The 23141-nt window shown below is 38.9% G+C and carries 29 protein-coding genes; 21 read left to right on the plus strand and 8 right to left on the minus strand.

Features of this window, described 5'->3' with window-relative positions; translation table 11 throughout:
- Positions 1-430 precede the first annotated feature (430 nt).
- The 10 genes from FJR11_RS23870 (at position 431) to FJR11_RS09090 (ending at position 6770) form a co-directional block, all read left to right on the plus strand.
- Positions 431-628, plus strand: a complete 198-nt coding sequence (locus tag FJR11_RS23870; protein WP_371417520.1) for a DUF3611 family protein — start codon at positions 431-433, stop codon at positions 626-628.
- Positions 629-641: 13 nt separating this feature from the next.
- Complete coding sequence (locus tag FJR11_RS09050; protein WP_371417492.1) at positions 642-872, plus strand: hypothetical protein; 231 nt, start codon at positions 642-644, stop codon at positions 870-872.
- A gap of 123 nt (positions 873-995) precedes the next feature.
- On the plus strand, positions 996-1766 hold the full coding sequence (locus FJR11_RS09055; protein ID WP_168503378.1) for a PRC-barrel domain-containing protein: 771 nt from the start codon (positions 996-998) through the stop codon (positions 1764-1766).
- 389 nt (positions 1767-2155) lie between these two features.
- Entirely contained in the window at positions 2156-2398 is a 243-nt protein-coding gene (locus FJR11_RS09060) for a thioredoxin family protein (protein ID WP_168503379.1), read from the plus strand.
- Positions 2399-2410: 12 nt separating this feature from the next.
- Positions 2411-3409, plus strand: coding sequence for a permease (locus FJR11_RS09065; protein WP_174762990.1), 999 nt, complete (start codon positions 2411-2413; stop codon positions 3407-3409).
- Between the two features lie 397 nt (positions 3410-3806).
- Positions 3807-3965 (plus strand): hypothetical protein, encoded by a 159-nt coding sequence (locus FJR11_RS09070; protein ID WP_168503380.1) that lies wholly within the window; start codon positions 3807-3809, stop codon positions 3963-3965.
- Positions 3966-4301: 336 nt separating this feature from the next.
- Complete coding sequence (locus tag FJR11_RS09075; protein WP_168503381.1) at positions 4302-4667, plus strand: HPF/RaiA family ribosome-associated protein; 366 nt, start codon at positions 4302-4304, stop codon at positions 4665-4667.
- Between the two features lie 306 nt (positions 4668-4973).
- Positions 4974-5987, plus strand: a complete 1014-nt coding sequence (locus FJR11_RS09080; protein WP_254444725.1) for a hypothetical protein — start codon at positions 4974-4976, stop codon at positions 5985-5987.
- 47 nt (positions 5988-6034) lie between these two features.
- Positions 6035-6358 (plus strand): P-II family nitrogen regulator, encoded by a 324-nt coding sequence (locus tag FJR11_RS09085; RefSeq protein WP_168504145.1) that lies wholly within the window; start codon positions 6035-6037, stop codon positions 6356-6358.
- A 160-nt stretch (positions 6359-6518) separates the two neighbouring features.
- Positions 6519-6770 carry a type II toxin-antitoxin system Phd/YefM family antitoxin gene (locus FJR11_RS09090; RefSeq protein ID WP_015081441.1) on the plus strand — a complete coding sequence of 84 codons (252 nt, stop codon included), beginning with the start codon at positions 6519-6521 and terminating at the stop codon, positions 6768-6770.
- A gap of 59 nt (positions 6771-6829) precedes the next feature.
- Here the strand turns inward: FJR11_RS09090 and FJR11_RS09100 are convergent, their stop codons facing one another.
- From FJR11_RS09100 to FJR11_RS09110, 3 genes are all read right to left on the minus strand, one after another.
- On the minus strand, positions 6830-7945 hold the full coding sequence (locus FJR11_RS09100; protein WP_168503383.1) for a hypothetical protein: 1116 nt from the start codon (positions 7943-7945) through the stop codon (positions 6830-6832).
- A complete protein-coding gene (locus FJR11_RS09105) occupies positions 7942-8325 on the minus strand; it encodes a hypothetical protein (RefSeq protein WP_168503384.1) in 384 nt (127 codons plus the stop codon). Before FJR11_RS09105 ends, FJR11_RS09100 begins: the two co-directional genes overlap by 4 nt.
- 131 nt (positions 8326-8456) lie before the next feature.
- Positions 8457-8624, minus strand: coding sequence for a hypothetical protein (locus FJR11_RS09110; protein ID WP_168503373.1), 168 nt, complete (start codon positions 8622-8624; stop codon positions 8457-8459).
- 11 nt (positions 8625-8635) lie between these two features.
- Between FJR11_RS09110 and FJR11_RS09115 the strand changes: the two genes are divergently transcribed.
- Positions 8636-8920, plus strand: a complete 285-nt coding sequence (locus FJR11_RS09115; RefSeq protein ID WP_168503385.1) for a type II toxin-antitoxin system RelE/ParE family toxin — start codon at positions 8636-8638, stop codon at positions 8918-8920.
- A 14-nt stretch (positions 8921-8934) separates the two neighbouring features.
- The gene (locus FJR11_RS09120) at positions 8935-9225 is read left to right on the plus strand and encodes a HigA family addiction module antitoxin (protein WP_168503386.1); all 291 of its coding nucleotides are present in this window, start codon (positions 8935-8937) and stop codon (positions 9223-9225) included.
- Positions 9226-9255: 30 nt separating this feature from the next.
- Here FJR11_RS09120 and FJR11_RS09125 read toward each other — a convergent pair whose 3' ends face one another.
- Positions 9256-9675, minus strand: coding sequence for a type II toxin-antitoxin system VapC family toxin (locus FJR11_RS09125; protein ID WP_168503387.1), 420 nt, complete (start codon positions 9673-9675; stop codon positions 9256-9258).
- A complete protein-coding gene (locus tag FJR11_RS09130) occupies positions 9662-9925 on the minus strand; it encodes a CopG family transcriptional regulator (RefSeq protein WP_168503388.1) in 264 nt (87 codons plus the stop codon). The genes FJR11_RS09125 and FJR11_RS09130 overlap by 14 nt, the downstream gene beginning before the upstream one ends.
- A 310-nt stretch (positions 9926-10235) precedes the next feature.
- Between FJR11_RS09130 and FJR11_RS09135 the strand changes: the two genes are divergently transcribed.
- Together FJR11_RS09135 and hppD are read left to right on the plus strand one after the other, a co-directional pair.
- Positions 10236-10943: an SDR family oxidoreductase gene (locus FJR11_RS09135; protein WP_168504147.1), complete on the plus strand. Its 708-nt coding sequence runs from the start codon at positions 10236-10238 to the stop codon at positions 10941-10943.
- Between the two features lie 51 nt (positions 10944-10994).
- Positions 10995-12059: a 4-hydroxyphenylpyruvate dioxygenase gene (gene hppD, locus FJR11_RS09140; protein ID WP_174762991.1), complete on the plus strand. Its 1065-nt coding sequence runs from the start codon at positions 10995-10997 to the stop codon at positions 12057-12059.
- 191 nt (positions 12060-12250) lie between these two features.
- Here hppD and FJR11_RS09145 read toward each other — a convergent pair whose 3' ends face one another.
- Together FJR11_RS09145 and FJR11_RS09150 are read right to left on the minus strand one after the other, a co-directional pair.
- Positions 12251-12724, minus strand: coding sequence for an SH3 domain-containing protein (locus tag FJR11_RS09145; RefSeq protein ID WP_168503389.1), 474 nt, complete (start codon positions 12722-12724; stop codon positions 12251-12253).
- 76 nt (positions 12725-12800) lie between these two features.
- Complete coding sequence (locus tag FJR11_RS09150; protein ID WP_168503390.1) at positions 12801-14318, minus strand: AAA family ATPase; 1518 nt, start codon at positions 14316-14318, stop codon at positions 12801-12803.
- Positions 14319-14617: 299 nt separating this feature from the next.
- On the opposite strand from FJR11_RS09150, the gene FJR11_RS09155 reads away from it, so the two are divergent.
- Positions 14618-15256, plus strand: coding sequence for a histidine phosphatase family protein (locus FJR11_RS09155; protein WP_168503391.1), 639 nt, complete (start codon positions 14618-14620; stop codon positions 15254-15256).
- Here FJR11_RS09155 and FJR11_RS09160 read toward each other — a convergent pair.
- Positions 15253-16740 carry a glycosyl hydrolase family 57 gene (locus FJR11_RS09160; RefSeq protein WP_168503392.1) on the minus strand — a complete coding sequence of 496 codons (1488 nt, stop codon included), beginning with the start codon at positions 16738-16740 and terminating at the stop codon, positions 15253-15255. The two genes, FJR11_RS09155 and FJR11_RS09160, sit on opposite strands and share 4 nt — an antisense overlap.
- A 332-nt stretch (positions 16741-17072) precedes the next feature.
- Between FJR11_RS09160 and glcD the strand changes: the two genes are divergently transcribed.
- From glcD to pgsA, 6 genes are all read left to right on the plus strand, one after another.
- On the plus strand, positions 17073-18551 hold the full coding sequence (glcD, locus tag FJR11_RS09165; RefSeq protein WP_168503393.1) for a glycolate oxidase subunit GlcD: 1479 nt from the start codon (positions 17073-17075) through the stop codon (positions 18549-18551).
- A 282-nt stretch (positions 18552-18833) separates the two neighbouring features.
- The gene (locus FJR11_RS09170) at positions 18834-19793 is read left to right on the plus strand and encodes an orange carotenoid-binding protein (protein WP_168503394.1); all 960 of its coding nucleotides are present in this window, start codon (positions 18834-18836) and stop codon (positions 19791-19793) included.
- Positions 19794-19880: 87 nt separating this feature from the next.
- The gene (locus tag FJR11_RS09175; RefSeq protein ID WP_168504151.1) at positions 19881-20207 is read left to right on the plus strand and encodes a hypothetical protein; all 327 of its coding nucleotides are present in this window, start codon (positions 19881-19883) and stop codon (positions 20205-20207) included.
- A gap of 368 nt (positions 20208-20575) precedes the next feature.
- Complete coding sequence (locus FJR11_RS09180; protein WP_168503395.1) at positions 20576-21817, plus strand: glycoside hydrolase family 10 protein; 1242 nt, start codon at positions 20576-20578, stop codon at positions 21815-21817.
- Positions 21817-22404, plus strand: a complete 588-nt coding sequence (locus FJR11_RS09185; RefSeq protein ID WP_168503396.1) for a hypothetical protein — start codon at positions 21817-21819, stop codon at positions 22402-22404. Before FJR11_RS09180 ends, FJR11_RS09185 begins: the two co-directional genes overlap by 1 nt.
- Before the next feature lie 174 nt (positions 22405-22578).
- Positions 22579-23091, plus strand: a complete 513-nt coding sequence (gene pgsA / locus FJR11_RS09190; RefSeq protein ID WP_168503397.1) for a CDP-diacylglycerol--glycerol-3-phosphate 3-phosphatidyltransferase — start codon at positions 22579-22581, stop codon at positions 23089-23091.
- The last annotated feature ends 50 nt before the right edge of the window (positions 23092-23141 follow it).

The raw sequence follows: 23141 nt of genomic DNA on the forward strand, positions 1-23141 counted from the left end.
GGTTGTTAAATTTTTACATTCTTGTAAATCTCTGCAAGTTCAGCAAGTAGGTAAAAAATGGGAAGTGGGTGTTAAAAAGTCGGAACTATGATTTGTGTGATTTATTTGATTTGGATGATTAATTTGATGGAGGTTAAATCGACTGCAAAACTTCCAATCTGTAGCTGCTACCTAATGCAATCGCAAAGCGTTACCTAGTAGTCTGTCAAGAACTAATTCACGGGTAAATAGATTTTTTTAATTTTTCTTCTTTCCTTCTTCCTTCGTGTTCTATCCCTACGGGACGCTGCGCGAACGCGTCTTCGTGGTTCATTCGTTTATCCGTCAAAATTTATTTGACAGACCACTAGTACCATCTAAATAAAAATAGCAAGTATCCGGACTGAGTGAATCATCAAATAAAATTGCTGAAAAACCCACCCAAAGAGTTATCTCTACCTACCTAGAACCAAAATCTCATCCTTCCGAGAGGCAGCAAGCTGCTAGTTTACTGCGATCATTGGAGTGGGGTGGATTTTGGATACAGTTGATTTTAAGCATTATTTCTGGACTGATTTTAGGGTTCTTATTTTTTTGCGACGATCCTCCTCACCGCCTTCTTATGATAACGAAGCATAAAGATAAATAAAGAGGGAAGAACCGTGAAAGCAATTGATCGGACTAGGGTATTAGAAATTGAGCATGAGGAGTTGGAGCAATTTCTCCGAGGCTGCGGCTGGACACCTTACTTTGTGGAAGGTAACGAACCGGAAAAGATGCACGAACTTATGGCCTGCACCTTGGACAAAGCGATCGCAGATATCGAGCATAAGCATTACATTGACAAACACGGTGAAGACTTGCCAGAAATCCGCAATTGGAAGTGGGGGTAGTGAAAATGAAAGTCAAAAATTCCATCTCTTCCTCTCTGCGACTCTGCGCCTCTGCGTGTTAGCGAAGCCCGAAAGATTCATACCAGCCAACCACAAAACTCAAACAATTAAAGGAGTTGCAATATGTTCATCAAAGCCAAAACCCTCGAAGGTTTCAAATTGAATAGCTTCAACGGTGAAATCGGGCAGGTCAAAGAATTTTACTTCGACGACCAGCACTGGACGATTCGCTACCTAGTGGCCGACACCAGAGATTGGCTGACGGGCAGACAGGTGCTAATTTCACCCTACGTGCTTGGCGATCCGGATCAGGGACAGCAGTACATCACCGTCTATTTGACCAAAGAGCAGATTGAGAATAGTCCATCCTTGGACAGTTCCAAACCCGTATCACAACAGTTTGAGATGGATTATCATGTATATTATGGTTATCCAATGTATTGGGGTGGCTCATATATGTGGGGAGCTTACCCCTATATTCAGCGAGATCGTGAACAATGGTCTAAATCTAGCCCAGCAGAGAAAAAAGAAGATCCCAATTTGCGGAGTACCCGTGAGGTGAGTGGCTATCATATTCAAGCTACAGATGGCGAGATCGGTCACGTTGAGGACTTTATCATTGATTATGAAACCTGGGCGATTCGGTATCTAATCGTTGATACAGTCAATTGGTGGTCGGGGAAAAAAGTTCTGCTTTCACCGCAATGGATTGAGCGCGTGAGTTGGGGTGAGTCAAAAGTCTTCATCAATCTGCCCCGCGAAATCATCCAGCGATCGCCGGAATATATACAGGATACCGTGCTAATCCGGGATTACGAGACTCGACTGCATCAACATTACAATCGCCAAGGCTACTGGGTTGATAGCTCGAAGGATCTGGTGCAAATCCGGTAAACTGTGTGCGAATAATATCTGGGCGCAATCTGTCTGACCGAACAATTTTAGATTTTGGATTGGGAATTTTCGGTACAGCTTCCCAGCCTCTTCACTGCGGAATTAATCGAAAATACTCGCTGCGCCGTGTGCTTCGCTAACGCCAATCTAAAATCCTCAAGCTCTCACCCGGCTAGTGGTAGCTGGCATCATTTATACCAAGTTGCAAGAATTGGATCTCAAGTATCCAAACGTCAGTAAAGAAAAACATCAAGAACTGTTGGTTGCAAAAGCAATGCTGGAAAGTAATCGGTAAAGGCTGCTGCTAGAGCGATTTGGGGAACGAAAGGCGAAGATATGTGCTGCATGATAGAAGCCTGAATTACAGAACATAAAAAAGGAGATATGCCATGAATGCTATCAAGATTGAAATTTTGGGTACAGGCTGCAAAAAGTGCCAACAGCTAGAAGCCAATGCTCAAGAAGCGGTAGCTAATCTCAATTTAACTGCTGAAGTTCTACACATTACCGACCCAATCGAAATTGCTAAACGAGGTGTGATGTCTACTCCCGCCATGACAATCAATGGCAAAGTTGCCAGCAAAGGTCAAGTCATAAGTGTCGAACAGATTAAGCCTCTATTACAGCGTTAAAGGGGCCAATTTATGTTCGATCCATTTTATCCGTTTGATTGGTTGGCAATCCAAATTGTCACCCAAATCTTGGGCTTGCCGATTTCATCGCATTTAGGGTCAAGTCTGCACTTCTTTCTTTACGATGTACCAAAAGTCTTAACATTACTGATTGTAATTAGCTTCATTGTTGGAACATTTCAAAGCTTTTTAGAACCAGAGCGCGTTCGCTCTTTGCTAGAAGGAAAGCGTACTTTTGCAGGAAATATTTTGGCGGCAATGGTAGGAATATTTACACCATTCTGTTCTTGCTCTGCGGTTCCTTTGTTTATCGGCTTTTTGGAAGCAGGTGTACCTTTAGGCGTGACCTTTTCTTATCTGATGGCAGCGCCAATGGTAAATGAGGTTGCTGTTATCCTTCTCTGGGGATTATTTGGGTTGAAGGTGACGCTGATCTACATTGGCTTTGGTGTGGGTTTAGCGATCGCTTCTGGATACATCATCGGACTCATGAAATTAGAAAAATGGGTAGAACCATTTGTTTGGGAACTGCAAAAATCTCATCAAGCAATACCTCTAGAAGGGGAAGACAACCTAGAAACAGTGGCGTTAAATTGGGGACAAAGATTTGAGCAAGGAAGATTCCAATCCAGTGAAATTGTGCGATCGGTTTGGCTTTATGTGGTAATTGGGATTGCGATCGGTGCAGGGATTCATGGTTATGTGCCGACAGATTTTATTATTAAATATGCAGGCGCGAATAATCCTTTTGCAGTGCTGATTGCAGTAATTTTGGGTGTTCCACTCTATGCCAATATTGCGGGTGTAATGCCAATTACTGAAGCTTTAGTAAATAAAGGAATGCCTATGGGTACAGTTTTAGCTTTCACCATGGCGGTAACAGCACTATCTCTTCCGGAAATAGTGATTCTTAAAAAAGTCCTACGACCACAGCTATTAGCTGTATTTATTGGGTTGATGACCGTTGGCATTATCAGCATTGGCTACATATTCAACGCCATAATTAATTGACTTGCTCCCTTACAATTGGGAAATTATATGAATACACAAGACCTTATAGACACCGCAAGGATGCTTACTCAACTGCCAAAAGCTTGTGTAAACAACCAAGGGAAATCGGCGATGGGATAAGCAAATCAAAAGAGGTAGATAGACGAATTTCTGTCGAGAAAACAACTCAACCTCAGATAGAGTAAAGGTTAGGATAAATTTAATTATAATTGGAATTCAGAGAAATAAAGCGTCAATAACCCTACCCTAAAGAGGGATGGGGCTTGTAATTAATATGGTTTTTCCAAAGGTGGGAATGGACGTAAATATGGTGGAACTACAACAAGGCATGGATTTATAAAAGGTGATTTTGTAGAAGCTACCCAAGGTAAGAAAACATTTTTTGGTTGCGTTAGAAATGGTTCAAAAAGTCTTTCTAGTCCTAGAGAAAATGCACCTACTTAAACAAGAATTTCGAGATATATTTGATATCGAAGCACTGCTGCAAACAGATCACGCAGAATTTTGGGCAGATGGAGTAATTAAACTATTAGATTGCAATCCTATTTCTCCATAAAAGGAGAGGTAGAACCATTTGTTTTTGTTATTGATAACTGGAAGATTTAATTCGATATTCTGATAGAAAAACTATGTTGTTAGATTTCAAAAAACTCCCCAGGAAGGATGCTTATTCCTACCTTTGACTCCAAAACACTACATTATTTCGGGATTAGAAAAAATGGGGGTCGGGAATAAAAATAGCGATAGCGAAGCTGACCGAAGGTATCGCTTTGGTGGATCTGCTCATACTGTTCTACCCAATCTGGCGGGCGTTCACCTGACCAGTTTGCAAACTCAATTAGGTCATTCCATCTAAATATTAAGCCAATCACAATTACAACAGAAGAACATCATGCAAATCCAAATCCATACCGGACATAACATCGAAGGTCACGAAGCACTCGCCAATCAGGTTAGTGATGTAGTGGCAGAGAGTCTGAGCCGATTCAGCGATAACATCACTCAAGTTGATGTTCATCTGAGTGATGAGAACAGCGACAAGAAGGGCGGCAATGACGATATGCGCTGCATGATAGAAGCCCATCTCGCAGGATACCACCCCCTGGCGGTAACAGATCAGGCAGAAACCTTAGACCAAGCTGTTGACGGGGCTGCGGAGAAATTGACCAACTTGATTGAACACACCCTTGGGCGACGGTCGCATCAAGCGAGTCATCGGACTGACCCACCTTTGTCTAGTTCAATTAATAGTCATTGAAGGAGACAGGAGGCAGAAGGAGTAAATCAGTAGTTTGCAATCAAAGTTTGATTATTTCTGTCTGTGAAACGATTGATAACAATTTGCTGTAAATCCCGAATTTTTACTCTGAAATTGCCAAAGATTTTAACTAACCTGATACAAATTTGAGCAAAAAATTTACTAAAGAGGTAAATCATGAACTTATTCACTATTGATGAATTAACCACTTTAACCACAGCGTCAAACCCGACCTCTATCTCAATCTATGCACCAATAGAGCGTTTAGGAGTCGAAACCAAACAAAATCCAATTCGATTAAAGAATTTGGTTCGACAAGCGGAAGAACAATTGCTGGCGCTGGGAATGCGTGGACAGGATGCCAAAGAGTTGCTGCAACCCATCCATGAACTAGATGCAAATGATGACTTCTGGCAACATCAAAGCGATGGATTGGCAATTTTTCTATCTCCCAATCAGTTCCGCTACTACTGTTTACCGATCACTTTCCCTGAATTAACGGTAGTTGGCGATCGCTTCCACATCAAACCACTATTGCAATTAATGTCCGGGGATGGGACGTTTTCTGTTCTAGCTTTGAGCCAAAACCAAGTGCGGTTATTTCAAGGAACCCGTTATCACCTGGATGAAGTTGAGTTAACGGATGTACCGACCAATATTGCAGCAGCCTTGCAGTACGATGATCTCGAAAAAAACCTCCAAGTACATACAGGTTCATCACAAGGCAATACTGGGATTTTTCATGGACAAGGAGGCGGAAACGAAGATCACAAAAATGATTTATTGCGTTACTTTCGCCAAGTTAACAACGGTTTAGAGTCTTTCTTCACAAACCAGCAAACACCGCTAATTTTGGCAGGAGTTGATTATCTATTGCCGATTTACCACGAGGCAAATACTTATGCCCACTTGCTACCCAATGGTATCACGGGTAATCCAGAAACTTTGAGTTTGGAAGAACTGCATACCCAGGCTTGGCAGATTGCACAACCCTATTTTGATCTCGCCAAAGGATCAACAATTTCCCATTACGAGGAACTACAAGGTAGCGAAAAAACGGCTAATACTATCGAAAAAGTTGTATCTGCCGCTTATTTCCAGCGTGTTGAAACCTTGTTTGTGCCTATTGATAAAACTGTTTGGGGAGTATTCAATCCAGAAGGGAATTCCATTCAGATTCATGCTCAACAGGAAATAGGTGATGAAGATTTGCTCGATCTGGCAGCACTACATACGCTGACCAATGGGGGAACGGTTTACGCCGTAGCACAGGGAGATGTACCTGAACATAAAGCGATAGCTGCTATCCTGCGCTATTGAAAGCCGCTGCGGTGAAGGAATTAAATCTTTATTCTGGAGAATTGCCCATGTCCCCCTCATCCCCACCCATCGAATCGGCTGTACTGGTTGTCATCATTGGTGAAACCGTCTTGCAAAGTCCCATTATCAATCTGCTGAAAGACTTAGACGTAAGTGGTTATACTATCTCCCAAGCCCAAGGCGCAGGTCGCCACGGCAGCCGTAGGGGAGATATGGTCAGCTATAACACTAATATTGAGATCAAAACCGTTGTGTCTCAGGAAGTCTCGGAGGCGATCTTCTCCGGTCTGGTCGAGTATCAATCTAATCATGCCTTGATCGCTTTTCGACAAAATGTTGAAGCCTTGACTGGATTTAAAATAAGCACATAGTGATGAAGCCAGTAATATGCTAAACCTTTGATGACTTAATTTAACGATTTGCAGAAGTCCCCACCTTTTAATTGAGGGGCAAGCGATAGCGAAGCGCTCCGCAGGAATCGCGCTACAGGGTATGTTACAATGACCAGAGTTATTTCTCAAACAAAATGCAATGCGACAAGTTTCAGTTTCAGAAGTAAAGGAAGATTTTGCTTACATTATGGATAGCGCCCAACAAGAACCCATTCTTGTTAAGGAACATGATCGCAATTATGTGGCTATTATTTCGATGAATGATTATGAGGATTTGGTAAAGATTAAAAATCTGCGTTTAAAAAATATATCGGCGGATTTAGGGGCAGAAGCTCAGGCAAATGGACTAACCTTAGAACTGTTAAACGAGATACTTAACAGTGATGCTTAATCGCTATGTTTTGGATGCTAATGTCTTAGTTAGTGCTGTTTTATCTCCTAGTTCTACTGCTAAATAACCTCATTAAAACTAATACCATAATCATCTGAATCATTTTCACTACTTACAAAATATGCACGGATTGCAAGATGATCATTTTCGACAATATGTAAATGATTTAGATAATTTTTTGCTCTGGGAAATACACGCCAACTCACTGGTCGATGTGATATAGAATCAACTCCACTTTCTGTCAAAGAGAATAAATTATCTCCAATTTCAATTACTGCACCAAACAAACCAGATCTAACTGCTAAAACACGAGAGGAAATTGGCAAGTTGAGAAGCGTAGTATTCTTAGTTTTTATATCTCGTAATATATTAATATCTTTTCCTATTACTTCACCATTGTTTAAAAGTGAGAATAGTTTTCTCCCTGCCATCCAAGAATAAATAATAGAGGCTTGGCTGTCATTATCAATTTTTATAGTTTCAGGAGTTTGTCTTTTTAGTCTATTTAGATTGGAATAGAAGCTATCAGGTATATTAATTTCTTGAGGTTTTTCTGGAAGTTCGGCAAAAACTGATACGTAAGATCCATCTTGAGAGTTAGTAATCAGATTATTCCCAATCCATTCACAGTCATATGAATTAATCTCAATAGTCTTAATGTCTTCGCTTTCTCTAATTGTTGTATTGCGTGGAAAGGCAGTAATTATACCGTTCGATCCTGCGGCAATAGCAATTCTCAAATTATCATTTGCAGATATTTTATACGCATATTTTCCCCACAATTGAAATCGTGTATTCTGAACAAGCCTCTTAGAATCAAAGTCAAGTCTCACTGTATCGACACCATTTTCATCAGCAATGTAAAGGCGGTTACTGTATACATTAATGTCAGTTGACCAAGCCTTCAGTAGTAGTGTTTCTCCCAATTTATGCTCTTTAAGCTGTTCTTCTTCAATGTATATTTTCTGATACTCATCCTCGACTAAATTTAAACCGTTGCGGCAATCTTTCAAGAAATTATATAAAGGCCGCTTGTCTGAAATATTAGACAGCAGACCCTCCCAGTTATAGATTGATATTTGTGAATTTGCACTAACTAAAAACAGTATTCCAGAGTAGATAAATGAATCAATAAAATCGCCTTCAATTTTGATAGAAATATATTCACGGCTCATCTAGAAAACTTCCCTCTTTGAATTCTACTTTTATCGGTTTTATCAATTAACTCCTCTTCACGCCAAAGTTCAAGGACTACGTCAGGGGGAATATCATCATCTTTAGGATGTACAGGATATCCATGCCACTCAGAATTAGGATCACACCGATACTTAGCTATATAAAGATCATTTGCTAAATCTTCCCCGATCTTTGATATTTTTGAATCTTTTCTCATTACAGCCCAGAATATTCCATCCTTATACCATTTTTTAGCACTAGCTATACCGAATAACTGAACCTCATTCCATTCTGGAACTTTCCAAACACTAGCAGTTTTTGAAGGCTTAGATGCTCTGTGTTTAGGATTTATCTTGTATGACGAGAATCTTGCAAGCATTTTTTCAAGTTAAAAATGAATTAGTTGAATATCTATAGTATTAGTATAATATCCTTGAAATTGCTGTACTGGCAATATTTAAGGTAATGATATTCTACGTCTTACTGCCCCCCGTCAGCGCAAAAATTTGACTAACCCAAATACTCATGGCGGAGTTTGCTTTTACTTTCTGCTTCTAAATATTCGGCAACCGAAAAACGGGAATCGGAGATTGCACCTATATATTTTTCCTCCACAAGCGATCGCTGATTGATTTTTTGCGAAATTGCGATATAAATGTTATGCTTGACGTAATACATAACACTTGCCTATGCCTCAAAAATATAAAGACAAACGCACAGCCGAATTTGCTGCGGGCGATCGTGTCAAAGAATTTCAGGCATTTGAAAGACAAGCATACAAACGTCTAGAGATTCTAGAAGCCGCACCTAATAAGGAATCCTTAATGGCTTTGCCCAGTAACCATTTTGAGGCACTAGGCGGAGATAGAAAAGGGCAGTACAGCATCCGCATAAATGACAAATGGCGTATTTGTTTTGAGTGGACAGAAACAGAAAATCACCCATTTAATATCGAAATTGTTGATTATCACTAAAAGAGAAAACAACTATGGCACGACCTGCAATTCACGCTGGCGAAATCTTATCCGATGAACTAAAAGAGCTTGGGATTAGCGCATCAGAACTAGCGCGATCGCTCCATATACCCACAAATCGGATTACGCAAATCCTCAAAGGGCAAAGAGGTATCACTGCTGACACAGCATTACGTCTAGGACGATGGTTTGGCACTGGTGCAGAACTATGGCTTAATTTGCAAAAAGCTTATGAGTTACGCCTAGCCGAAGAGTTAGCGGGAGAAGAAATTCAAAATACGATTCAACCGTTAGTTAAAGTTTAGGCGATCTCCAAGCGCGACCTAGGAATCGCTTCAGTCAATAGACATCAAATTCTCAAAAGGATGACGATTTTTCCATCGGTAAGTATTAAAGTCCCGAAAATCAACAGATAAAATCCGCCCATGCCCCAAATGTTCGGCAAGAATAATCAATGAAGCGTCCGCTAAATCCATTGGCAGAGAACTATATTGATTCATCAATTCACTGATTCTTTTCCCATCTTGAACTTTGAGATCAAAAACCTCAAAAGCACCAATTTCTAAGCTATGAATAAACGTCTGTTGAGCATTTGTGCCTGTACGTTTCAAGAGAATATGACAAACTTCCGTAATCACACACCATGTTGTAACCAGAGGCTCATCAATCGTATCTAAAACTTCTTGAGCGAGAATATGATAATCATCACGGCGATTGATTAATGCTATCCAAAAGCCAGAATCAACGATGACCATATTTTTCGTTAAGACTTTCAGTGAGATATTGCTTGTAATTAACCGACAAATCAGAGTCCCCTTCAGCACAACCAATCAGCCCTGATTCTCTAAGGAGTTGCAAAGGATTTACAGGGGATTCTTGATGTAATTTTTCATAATAAAGATCGATCGCCACTTTCATAATGTCAGACGCACCTTGATTTGTCCGCTGGCGAATATAATTAAACTTACTAGCGCGATCGCTATCGAGCCTTGCATTAACCCTCATAGACCAGAATAGGTTGAGGATAGTTGAGGATACTAATCAATTTAAATTATCTCTGTGCAGATTTAATTACTGCTAGTTTTGTGTATGTTATCAGTTATTTTATGTAGGCTGTATGTTATTTATTGTCTCGATATTTTAATTTATTTATCCAAGTCTGGATGTTATTTTTATTCTCTCATTTTCGGTTAATACTGTCTCCCTTAACCAGGTGCAAGATATGAGGTAATTTATTTAGTTTGGATGATTAAACCCAGAATACCGAGATAGACTGTATGATAAATATAGTCTGTAAAGAAATGTAAATATTGTGATGCTACAAGATAAAGTTATTGTCATTGTTGGTGCGACTGGTGGTATTGGTGCAACCTTAACTCGTCAATTAGCCCCCACAGGTGCGAGATTGGTACTTGCAGCTAGAGACGGGGAAAATTTAGCAGCATTAGCAAATGATTTATCAGGAGATGTACTGACAGTTCCTACAGATATTACTCAACCCCAAGAGGTGGATACGTTAATCCAAAGAACAATAGCCCAGTTTGGTCAAATTGATGTTTTGGTAAATGCAGCCGGAGCGGGTATTCTCAAAGGCTACAACAACATCGAACCAGGGGATTTAGATGCAATGGTGGATTTGAATTTGAAAGGCTGTTTTTACACCACTCAAGCCGCAGCAAAAGAGATGCAAAAACGTAAATCTGGTCATATTTGTAACGTTGTCGGTATTCTTGGTAAACATTCAATGCCCATGGCTGCGGCTTATTCTGCTTCTAAATTTGGCGTTGTGGGTTTTAGTAAATGTATGGCAGAAGAACTAAAACGCTTTGGTGTAAAAATTACGCTTTTTTACTTTGGGGGCATAGATTCCCCTTTTTGGGATAAGGTAAATTTAAAAGTAGATCGCAATAAGATGCTCAGTTGTGAAACTGCGGCAAATGCTATTTTTTATGCTTTATCTGCTGAACCTCAAGCTATACCCATGGAAATTAATATTCAACCTGAGAGTCATTTATTTTTCTAGTATGTAACAGATAAAAGTGATAGTAAATACTGGATTTAAAATAAATAAATTATGCTGCGAATTGATCACGTTCACTTCTATGTCGAAGATGCCCAAAGGTGGCGAGATTGGTTTGTATATTGTCTGGGTTTCCAAGCAGTAAATGATGGCATTTTTCCAAGTCTTTCTCATCATCAAAAATCATTACATACTTATACAGAAGTTGTGAAAAGTGGATCTGTCTACTTTTTACTTTCTTCTCCCATTTTACCGATTAGCCCTGTGGCTGAATTTTTACGTCAACATCCTCCTGGTGTGGCTGATGTAGCTTTTGCTGTTGATGATATGGAAACTTTGATAGTAAGGGCTATAAGCCATGGGGCAAAAATTCTCCAACCTGTTGAAGATGATGGATTTTGTAAGTATGCTAAAATTTCTGCTTGGGGTAGTTTAAATCATACATTAATTACTAGAAAAAAAGCAAAAATAGCAGATAGGGAAAATATTTCCCATCATTCTATTACGGCCATTGATCATCTAGTTTTGAATGTAGGAGTTGGTGAGTTAGAAACTGCTGTTAATTGGTATCAAGAAATCTTTGATTTTCAGCCTCAACAAAGTTTTAATATTAAAACTGATCGTTCGGGTTTGCATAGTCAGGTAATGATTTCTCCCCATGGAAATATTCAATTACCAATTAATGAACCAGCTTCACCTAGTTCACAAATTCAGGAGTTTCTAGAGGTGAATCGAGGTGCAGGTATTCAACATATTGCTTTACTAATACCTAATCTTTTGGATGCAATTGCTCGGTTTCGGGCTGCTGGTTTATCCTTTCTTTCTATTCCCCAAAATTACTATTCTCAGTTACAACAAAGATATAAATTTCCCCTCTCACCTCAAGAATTAAAAGCCATATCTCACCAGGAAATCCTCGTAGACTGGCATGAAGATGCTCCTTTAGGACAGTTATTATTACAAATCTTCAGCCAACCAATTTTCTTTGAACCAACTTTTTTCTTTGAATTTATTGAACGTCGTTCTCTAGCTCAAGGTTTTGGGGAAGGTAACTTTATGGCTTTATTTCAAGCTATTGAAAGAGAACAAATTAAACGCGGTTCTGTTAGCAGTCATTAGATTTTGAATTGAATATTTAAAATCCAAAATTTTGGTAAGCATTCAGCCGTCAGTTATCAGCTATCAGCAAGAATTGAATTGATAAGCATTGTGAATCTTAATTACTGATGTCAGTCTCCCAACTTCAAAACCCCTAAAATCCGATTTTAGCTGACTGCTGACCACTGATAGCTGAATGCTTACAAATTTGGTCACTGAGAACGTTTAATATTACCTGATTTTACCCAACCTTCTTTATCAGTATCCGCAATGCGAACTTTTTGCCATTTTTTATCGGGACTTTCTTCTAAAATAATCACTTTTTTATTAGCCCCAACTCCACCTGTAGTGGGAGAATTTGTATCTGGTTCTCCTCTCAAACTTAGCCCTGCTGCCCAAGTAACAGTTCCTTCGTAAGCATCAGGTGGTAATGGCTTGGGTGATTCTGTGGGAGTTGGAGTAGGGCTAGATGTGGGATTAGGAGTAGCTTGTTTTTTAGCTTGAGTTTTGGGACTGATTTTAGGCTTTTTAGCTTGTTTAGAAGGATTATCATTAGGATAAATCGGCTTGGGAGGTGTTACAGCGGTACGGTTGACAAAATAAAGCGCAACTGTCAAGCCAGTACCTAATAAAACTGCAAGGGCTAAAACAACACCAAGTATAAATTTAAGTAAGTTTGTAAACATAGGGAACAGGGAACAGGGAACAGGGAACAGGGAATAGAGAAGAAGCAAAAGTTTTTTAATTCTTAATTTTTAATTTTTAATTCTTCTCTTGACGTTGAATACGATCGCTTAAAGGACTGTATTTAGATGCTAGACGCGCCCTACCAGCGGCTGCCCATTCTTGGAGTTTTTGAATTTGCTCGACAGCAGTTCGCGCTAGGGGGATAATTTGACTAGCAGCTTCTAAAATATCATCAGTTGTAAAATCGCGGTTTTGACTAAAACCTATGTGCATGGCTTCAATTAAAGTTTGTTCAATTTCTGCACCGGAAAAATCGGGGGTTTCGTAAGCTAACCTCTCGATTTCATAGCTGTTCAAATTGTGGGGACGCAATCGGGATAAATGCACATTAAAAATTGCTTTTCTTTCTTCTTGACTGGGTAAACCGACAAAGAAAATCTCATCAAATCGCCCTTTTCTTAACATTTCCGGTGGTAAAGCCTGAATATCATTGGCGGTAGCCACGACAAACACAGGGGAAGTTTTTTCCGCTAACCAATTAATAAAAGTCCCAAATACTCGGCTAGTAGTTCCCGCATCACCTTTGCTACCTAAACCAGAAAAAGCCTTATCAATTTCATCAATCCAGAGTATACAGGGAGCGAGGGCTTCTGCTACTTGAATCATTTGCCTGGTGCGGGATTCCGACTCACCCACCAAACCGCCAAATAACCGCCCTACGTCTAAGCGTAACAGAGGTAAATGCCAATGATGGGCGATCGCTTTGGCGGTTAAAGATTTACCAGTTCCCTGAATTCCTACCAACATTAACCCACGGGGATGAGGTAAACCATATTGTCGCGCCTTTTCGGTAAACGAACCACCGCGCCGAATTAACCAATCCTTCAAATTATCTAAACCACCAATATCAGTAATTTCCTCAGTGGCAGGGTAAAAATCAAGAATTTGGGTTTGGCGAATAGTTTGCCGCTTTTCTGCCAAAACTAAATCTACATCTTCCGGTTCTAATTGTCCATGAGTTGCAACTGCTCGCGCTAATACTCGGCGAATTCTTTCCATTGATAACCCCTGACAAGAACGCACCAAATCATCCAAAAATTTACCACCAGGAGGGTTTCCAGTTGCCTGTAACAACCGTTCCACCTCCATTTTGATTTCCGGGGCGTTAGGTAGGGGAAACTCAACCACCGTCAGCACTTCCGTTAAATCATCAGGAATAGCGACGCGAGGCGATAATAAAACAATATTTTTCGGTTGGGATTTCAGGAGTCGGGCTAAATTCCGGAGTTTCCGAGAAATGGCCACATCATCCAAAAACCGATGATAATCTCGTAAAATCAACACCGCAGGGGCAGCAGGATTTAATTTTTCCACAAACTCCAAAGCCTGTAACGGGTTACGTTTACCAAATCCCACATCATTGGGACTGCCCTGATAACCGTCCACAAAATCCCAAGTATACACCGGACGATTACCTTGATTTATCGCCTCTTCCCGAATCGCCGCTTCTACCCGTTCTTCCTCATAAGTAGGAATATAGATCAATGGATAACGGGCGCGAAGTAACAATTTAAACTCATCACGAAAGTTCATAAAATTAATAGTTCTTAAATTTAGAAGTTCAGGGTTTAAAAAAATCTCTGATTTATAATAACTCAGGTTGCCATTTATCTAGTTGAGGCTGATGAAAAAAACTTCGGCGTTGGTGAATGAAAGTGAATTTTTTGCACGCAGAGACGCAGAGGCGCGGAGAGGAGGATTTTGAGAGGTGGAATTTGTGGTTGGTTTACTTTTTTGGACAATTAATTTGTCCTATTGTCACATACTTGATTGGGAGATTGATGGTATTTTGTTTTTGCACCAACTCTTTTATCTTCATTCTCGTATAAACTATGACACTCAATTTATATTTACTGCGACATGGTGAAACTACTTTTAGTCAAAGTGGTAATTTCTGCGGTGAAACTAATGCAGAATTGACAGAAGAAGGTATGCAAATGGCATCGAGTTTTGCCGATGTTTATAAGAAGTTGCCCTGGGAAGCGGTTTATGTCAGTCCAATGAAGCGCACCGTTGCCACTGCCAAGCCATTTTGTGATGCTATTGGTATGGAGATGCAGGTGCGGGAAGGACTCAGAGAAGGTAGTTACGGACAATGGGAAAGCAAGAGTAAGTCCTTTGTTGAAGAAAGTTACCCAGAAAATTATGTAAAATGGTTGACAGAACCCGCTTGGAATGCACCCATTGGTGGAGAAACTGCGGTAGATATTGCTAACCGTTCTATGCCTGTAATTGCGGAAATTCAGGAAAAACATCCCCAAGGTAATGTTTTGGTGGTTTCCCATAAAGCCACAATTCGGATTATGCTTTGCAGTTTACTGGGAATTGATTTAGGACGCTATCGCTATCGGGTAAATATTTTGGTCGCATCGGTAAGTATGGTTAAATTTGACGTTAATGGTCCCTTGTTGGAAACATTAGGCGATCGCTATCATCTACCTGATCATATTCGTTCTCGTCCAGGAACTTAAAGTAATTGCTCTCCCTGACGGTAAATTTCCTGAGCGTAGTCTGTCCAAGTCCCTTGTCCCCAATAACGAAAACAGCTAGTTTGTAATAGGAGATTATGTAATAGCAGTTGGCGGTATTGACTGTCTTGAGTCAGATTTACACCTTCTTGATCAGATAATAAATTGTCGAATTTCTGATGAAATAAATTGCTCAATTTGTACATGGGAGATAAAACATTTTCGTATCCTTGCACCCAACTAATATGATTTGTCCATGATGCCCCATCAATCTGAAAGTTGGGGTGATTTTTTTTCAGTTCTTGAATTGCAATTTCTACAGCATCTGCTTGATAATTATCTTCGGCAATTTGCGCCCAAATTTGATGTTGTCCACTTGCTTGACAGGGAGGAAAGTCTTCGGGTTGACAACCTGCTGCTGCTAATAATTCTAAATATTCTGTACCGCAAACACCAACCACACCAGTTTTACCTCCGCCATTTTGCACCATATTCTCCCAAGCTTGTTTAAAACCGCTAGGAAATTCGTTCATCATCACACCACCGTTTTCACCATCACCTATTTGACTAACTAGGGGAGGTACAACAACATCACCTAATTTTTGTTTAGATAAAGTTTTTGCTTCATAGTATGGCTGCATTTGGGCGACTAATTTAGTGTCTGAACCTTGAGTTTTTATCAATGCAGTAATACTAATTTCTTCTCCTTGGGAATTGCGAGCTATTAACCGATGTGGTAAATGTTTATAATGTAAAGGCTGACCATTAATTGTTTCTACAGTATGTTCTTGTACCAATAACCAACGATAACCACATTCTTTCAAGGCTTTGATAAATGCAAATAAGGTATCTGGATGGTTTGGTAAGTGCATTTCTGGTGGGGAAAATCCTTTGACTCTTGCTAATGCTTCCCAGCCAAAAATTGCGGCAAAATAATGTTGCCAAGCGATAATATGGAGTTTAATATCTGCTATGGGTGTGGAAGGGATGACAGCATGACTCCACATAGTCCCCAACCATTCTACATAGGGCTGGTAGGTAGGATTGCAAGTGATGCGTTTGAGATTATCTAGAATATCACTTCTGCCCATTTGTTGCAGTCCCCACAAAAGATTACCAGAATAATCCAGCATTACACGGGGATTACAACCTTGTGCAACTAATTCAGGAATAAAATCTCCCATGCGACTATAACAATTAGCAAAAGGGGCTGCATTGTGGTTATCTCCTTCTTGCTGGTGGGTAAACATATATTGCAAATTACTGATCAATGCACCATGATTTCCTGCTGGGATGGTGGGTTGGTGCATATGTAGAGCGATCGCAAATACTGCATTAATATCTGCTAATTTCAGATTAGTAGTTGGTAAAAAAATAGGCTCATTGTGGTTAACTACAGTCAACACTTCTTTTTCCCAACCGCAGATATTTGGCAGATTATCAATAATTGCTGGTAAATTGGGGAGATTATCTGGTAATTTAAACATTTATATGCCTCAAAAATAATGTATAACTACGCAACCAAGCCAGTCTGGCTATTCTCATCGGTGCAGTTCTTCCTGATGTTCCCATATTTGTGTTCTACTTTTTGATGAAGTTTGTTTACAGTTTACCAGAACAGCAAATTTGGTCTGAGGTTTATTAATCGTAATTAATCTATTTTATTAGTTGGTTATTATCAGTTTTATCTAAAAAGTCTTAATTAGGGCTGGCTGGAAAAGTCATAGAAAAGCAAGAGAAGAATTAAAAAAATCTTTTATGTGATAAAATAACAAAAACTTAAATCAATATTCTACTATTCCAACAATAAAAAAACTCTATGCTTACCCAAGAATCTCCCAAAACTCAAACCATAAACTGGAAGCCTATCATCAAAAAATTTGTCGCTGTTCTCGGTGAAAAAGGCGTAGTTCAACGTAAAGAAGAACTCCTGACTTATGAATGTGATGGTTTAACCAGCTATAAACAACGTCCTCCCGTCGCAGTATTACCCCGCACTACAGAACAAGTATCAGAAATTGTCAAAATTTGCAATCAATTCTCCGTTCCCTTCATTGCTAGGGGTTCAGGAACAGGTTTATCTGGTGGGGCTTTACCATCGGAAAATTCTGTTTTAATTGTCACCTCCCTAATGAGAAAAATCCTCAGTATTGACTTAGAAAATCAGCGGGCTGTGGTGCAACCAGGAGTAATTAATAGTTGGGTGACACAAGCAGTTAGCGGCGCTGGTTTTTACTTTGCCCCTGACCCCTCCAGTCAAATTATTTGTTCCATTGGTGGCAATATTGCCGAAAATTCTGGGGGAGTTCATTGTTTAAAATATGGTGTCACTACTAATCATGTTTTAGGTTTAAAACTTGTCCTTCCAGATGGTGCAATTGTTGATGTTGGTGGACAACTTCCTGAAACCCCAGGTTATGATTTAACAGGTGTATTTGTGGGTTCAGAAGGAACATTAGGAATTGCCACAGAAATCACTTTAAAAATTCTCAAAAGTGCCGAATCAATTTGTGTATTATTAGCAGATTTTACCAGCGTAGATGCTGCTGCTGCCACTGTTTCTGATATTATCAGTGCCGGAATTATTCCCGGTGGCATGGAAATGATGGATAACATTAGTATTAACGCTGTAGAAGATGTTGTTGCCACTAATTGTTATCCCCGTGATGCCACAGCGATTTTATTAGTAGAAATTGATGGTTTAGAAGTTGAAGTTTCTGCAAATAAACAGCGAGTAATAGAAATTTGTAAAAAGAATGGGGCGCGAAATGTTACCAGTGCCAGTGACCCAGAAACGAGATTAAAATTATGGAAAGGTAGAAAAGCGGCTTTTGCGGCTGCGGGACATATCAGCCCTGATTATTATGTGCAAGATGGGGTAATTCCTCGGACTCAATTACCTTATGTCCTTCAAGAAATTGAAAGATTAAGCAATGAATATGGTTATCCCATTGCTAATGTTTTTCATGCTGGAGATGGGAATTTACACCCACTAATTTTATTTAATAATTCTGTACATGGGGAATTAGAAAAAGTAGAAGAATTGGGAGGAGAAATTCTCAAACTATGTGTAAGAGTAGGTGGTAGTATTTCCGGTGAACATGGTATTGGCGCTGATAAAAAATGTTATATGCCAGATATGTTTAGTGAAGCTGATTTAGAAACAATGCAATGGGTAAGACAGGTATTTAATCCTCAAGGTTTAGCAAATCCTGGGAAGATTTTCCCCACCCCCCGCACTTGTGGAGAAGCTGCGAAAGTATCTATTCAACAATTCCCAGGTGTAGAAAGATTCTAAGAGGATGTTTTAATGGTCTAATTTATTACTTGCTTTGGCGACTAAAAATTACGGCTATATAGGTAAAACCCGCCTGCGCGGGTTAAAAACATTGATTAACAATGGTAATATTAGACACTTATACTTTTAAGTGAAGACGCAAATATAATACATATAAGAAAAATTATTAAAATTTGTAAAGTTTTGTGATAATCTTTGTTAAGAGATGACAACTATTTATATATAGTTCCACCTTTTTACTTTGCCCGTTTAAAAAAAGTTTAGCGAGACTAGGTATCTACTATGGCAATTACGATTGATTCCGCTCGGAATATTTTTCCTAACACATTATCTGCTGATGCGGTTCCAGCCACAATCGCCAGATTTAATCAACTCAGTGCCGAAGATCAACTGGCATGGACTTGGTTCGCTTATCTTGAAATGGGTAAAACAATTACAGTTGCGGCTCCTGGTGCTGCTAGTATGCAGTTTGCAGAAGCAACTTTAAATCAAATTCGGCAAATGAGTTTTCCTGAGCAAACACAGGTTATGTGTGACTTAGCAAACCATTCTGATACACCGATTTGCCGTACTTATGCTGCTTGGTCTGCGAATATCAAGCTGGGATTTTGGTATCAACTTGGGATATGGATGGATCAGGCTATCGTTGCTCCAATTCCAGAGGGTTATCAGCTTTCTGCTAACGCCGAAGCCGTTTTACAAGCGGTTAGAGAACTGGATCAAGGTCAACAAATTACGGTATTACGCAGTGCTGTAGTTGACATGGGATTTGATTTAAGCAAATTGGGTGATTACAGCAGAGTTGCTGAACCTGTTGTTGTTCCTAAGGATATATCACAGCGGACTCAGGTGAAGATTGAAGGCATTAGTAATACAACCGTATTAAGCTACATGAACAACTTGAACGCCAATGACTTTGGCACGCTGATTCAGTTGTTTGCTGCTGACGGTGCGTTGCAACCTCCTTTCCAAAAGCCCATTGTGGGTAGAGATGCTGTATTTCGCTTTTTTAATGAAGAATGTCAGAATCTCAAATTAATTCCAGAACGTGGAGTTTCTGAACCCGCTGAAGATGGTTATACTCAAGTAAAAGTAACTGGTAAAGTTCAAACTCCTTGGTTTGGTGCTGCTGTAGGCATGAATATGGCTTGGCGGTTTTTGATAAATCCTGAAGGCAAAATTTTCTTTGTCGCAATTGATTTGTTGGCATCTCCTAAAGAACTTTTAAATTTGGTTCGCTAGAGCAATATTTGGTTTAGATAAACAGTAATGGTGTAAGCGCTCTTGGGTAAAGGGCGCTTAGTATTTTCAAGTAGTTCGTAAAGGGTAATCCAGGTGACAGAGGTTGATTGGTCTGAAGTTGAGAAGAAGGTAGCTAAAGAGGCTTTTGATAGAGCATATCAGCGAGAAATTAATGCTTTGCTCGAGGAAGTTCGGCAAAGAGCAAGTACAATTGTAGAGCTTCGTGATATGTGGCAGTTGCACGATTTCCTAAGTGCTAGGAGACATGAAATAGACGGCAAGTATGACTACAGATATTCAGTTCTTATCTTTGTTTTTGCTGGTTTAGTTAAGGAAGGCTGGTTGGATATTAATGAATTAGCAGGACTACAAAAAGATAAACTGACTAAGGTAGCCGCGCTTGCACGTATGTGATGATTTGAAGAAGGAAATTCACGAAAACTTCCTATAAGTTGGATTTCATTCTTCAATCTGCCAAAATAGGTCACAAAAATTTTGCAATTGTGATATTACTCTATAGCATTACCCAGTAGACATTGGGTAAAAATTACATCTGACTAATTTAAAAACCTCATAGAGACATGATCTGTCCAGGATTTTCTTACCTGTTACCTTGTCATAACGACAATTTTCCATGGCAACTTACGGATCATTTATGATTATTATAGGCGTATAAATACTTTTCTACTATTTTATAAAAAAATTATATCTTTATCTAATCCCGATAATACAATTACATTTTGTAGTTATATGGATATTAGCAATCTAGACTTATTTTAAAAATGAATTCTGTACTACGGCAGTTTTTTGGATATTTTTTGTGTTTGGGATTTGTAATCAGTTTAACAATATTTCCAATTTCTGCAAATTCTGGTTATACTCAAAATTCAAATTCTCTGTCTGTAACTACAGAAATTCGTGGTGTTTGGCTGACTAATGTTGCCAGTGGTGTATTTTATATGCCTTGGGGAATTGACAGGGCTATAAATCAATTAGCAGCACTGAATTTTAATACTATTTATCCGGTAGTTTGGAATCGAGGTTACACTTTTTATAAAAGTCCTTTAGCGAAAAAAGTTACAGGTTTAGATAGTCAGCCTTTGCTAAATTTAATCCATAGAAAAAATGATTTTTTAGCCAAGTTAGTAAAATTAGCTAGAAGTAAAAATTTGACAATAATTCCTTGGTTTGAATATGGGTTAATGACTCCCCCTGATTCTGCTTTGGCTAAACTACATCCAGATTGGTTAACTATTGGGCAAAAGGGTGTAGAATCTATATCTGAAAATTTACAAGAAGATATGATCAATGGGGTTTATAAACAAGCTTGGTTAAATCCTTTGCATCCTCAAGTCCAGAATTTTATCCGCGGTTTAATTTTAGAAGTTGTCAAAAATTATAATATAGATGGTATTCAAGTTGATGATCATTTTGGAATGCCTGTACAGTTTGGTTATGATAATTTTACTGTGCAACTTTATCAAAAAGAACACAAGGGGGAAAAACCGCCGAGTAATCCTTTTGATCCAGAATGGATGCGTTGGAGGGCTAATAAAATTACTGAATTTATGGACAGTATTTCTAAGTCTGTCAAGGCAATTAAACCCTATGCAAAAGTATCTCTTTCTCCAAATTCACAATATTTTGCTTATAAATACTATTTACAAGATTGGGAAACTTGGGTGAAAAAAGATTTGATAGATGAGTTGATTTTACAGGTATATCGTAGTGAAAAAACTTCTTTTATTACCGAAATATCTAAACCTGCGGTAAAATTAGCTATGAGAAAAATTCCCGTAGCTATTGGCATATCAACAGGAACTTTATTAAAACCTGTGGATATTGACACAGTTAAGGAACAGATAAAAATAGTTCGTAATCAAAAGCTTTCTGGTTTCTCTTTTTTCTATTGGGAAAGTTTATGGGGTTATATTACTCCTGAATCACCTTATCAGCGTCGTCGGGCTTTTTTAAAGATGTTTAATACTCAAGCCCTTAGACCATTAAAATTAAAGAAATTATAATGCAATTATTACCTGTTAAAACTAAATATAGAATTCTAAACTTTACAATTAAATGGGTTTTTGCTACTTTAGTGGGTTTTTTATCTAGTTTATTAATGATTGAAATTAGTGAAAAACCGGATATGGATGTTTTAGAAGCCGCTATGGGTAGTTTAGCCATCGCTATTCCCCAAAGTTATATCCTCAGAAAAACCATTTCTCCTGTAAAGTGGGTATTATCTACCCTTTTTCCTTGGGTAATTATTGCCGGAATTGGGATTGGTGTTTTGGGTTGGACTGTGACTATTTCTACGTTTCTACCCACGCGACTTTTTACCGGGATTATTGTTGGTGCTGTTGGTGGTTTATTAATTGGGATGTCACAATGGTGGTTAGCTATTCCTCCATCATTTTCCTCAGCATGGAAATGGATATTTGTGAATATAGCAATTTGGATGATAGCTATACCGATTGGTTCAACTGTAGGCTTATTTTTGCACAGAAATACTAATTTATTTTTAGGGGAAGTTGTAGGATTAGCTTTTACCTGGTTATTGGTGGCAATATTAACAGGAATTTCTGCGGTGAAAATAATCAAAGATTTGTAATAGAGGAGTCAGGAGTCAGGAGTCAGAAAGAAGGAAGGAAGAAGGAAGAAGGAAGAAGAGAGAAGAGAGAAGGGATTTGGAAAATTACTCATTCCCTTTCCCAATATAAATTTTGTTCCTCATTCAATTGCATACGGTTATATAATTATCTTTGATTTTTAATTTTAAATTGTGATGACTCTACCTAATTGGATTACTTTTTCTCGATTACTGGGAATACCTTTTTTACTTTACGGTTTATACAATCCCACAAATCAAGCAAAATGGATATGTTTAACTATATTTTTAATTGCAGCGTTAACTGATTGGTTAGATGGATATTTAGCCAGAAAACTGAACCAAATTAGCGAGTTAGGTAAGTTTCTTGATCCTTTAGTAGATAAATTATTGGTACTTGCACCATTATTAGTATTAGTAGAATTAGGAAAAATTCCAGCTTGGGCAGTGTTTATAATTTTAGCACGGGAATTAGCGATCGCAGGTTGGCGAGTTAATCAAACCACCATCACCGGGGCAAATATTTGGGGTAAACTGAAAACAGTTAGTCAAATCATTGCCATATCTCTCCTAATTGCCCCGTTATCACCAACTTGGCAAACTCCGGTTTTAATTACCTTTTGGGTATCTGTAATATTGACAATTGTTTCGGGAATCATTTATCTCATTCCTCAAAAAATTAGCGAATAAAATCAAAGTAGAGCAATAAAAAACCCTGGCGAAACTGACCAGGGTTGATT

Origin of the sequence: Anabaena sp. UHCC 0187, assembly GCF_009712035.1 — a bacterium.
Classification (GTDB): Bacteria; Cyanobacteriota; Cyanobacteriia; order Cyanobacteriales; family Nostocaceae; genus Dolichospermum.